Here is a 721-nt window from a genome sequence, read left to right as displayed (position 1 = left end):
CGGGAATGTGAGCGACGAGATGTCGTCCATGCTTGGGAAACGTTTGAAGTCGGCTGGATTTTAGCCGATTGAGCCGAGTTTGGCGGGATCAGGTTGGTACGGAAACCGGGCGTTTGATCTGGTTGTCTGAAGCAGTCAAACACGCCCTCACTTTATTCGACGCCAGTGCTTCTTCTCGAGCTCAATCCTTGGCCGGTTCGAGCAGGTCCAAGCCGAAACGTTTCCCTTTGTCGACGCCGGGGACACCGACGGCCATCCACTCCGGCTCGGGAGCATCTTTGAGATAGTGGTCAAAGAACTGCTGCATTCGTATCGTAAAGTCTCGGCGGTTGTGGTCTCCCATGACCCAGTGTGGATCGCCGTTGTAGTTCAGCATCCAAGCTGGTTTCTCCAGACGCCGCAGTGCGACGAAGAGTTCGATCCCTTGATACCACGGGACCGCCCCGTCTTCGTCGTTGTGCAGGATCAACAGCGGAGTGTTGATTTTGTCGGCAAAAAACAAAGGCGAATTGGCGATGTATTTCTCTATCGCGGACCACAGGTCTTCTCCGATTCGGCTTTGAGTCCTCTCGTATTGAAACATCCGACTCATTCCGCTGCTCCAGCGAATGCCACCGTAGGCGCTGGTCATGTTGCTTACTGGAGCTCCAGCTTCGGCGCATGCGAAGCGATCGGTTTGTGTGACCAAGTAAGCCGTCTGGTATCCGCCCCAACTGTGCCC

The 721-nt window shown here is 55.2% G+C and carries 1 protein-coding gene; it reads right to left on the bottom strand.

The window, feature by feature from the left end:
* Nucleotides 1-181: 181 nt before the first annotated feature.
* A partial coding sequence (locus B2R17_RS05590; RefSeq protein WP_286763195.1) for an alpha/beta hydrolase family protein occupies nt 182-721 on the bottom strand: 540 nt, incomplete at its 5' end.

The sequence above is a fragment of the Rhodopirellula sp. UBA1907 genome, from assembly GCF_002337565.1.
Lineage (GTDB): Bacteria > Planctomycetota > Planctomycetia > Pirellulales > Pirellulaceae > Rhodopirellula > Rhodopirellula europaea.
The sequence above is the reverse complement of the archived record's forward strand: the minus strand, read 5'-3'. Positions and strand labels throughout refer to the sequence as shown.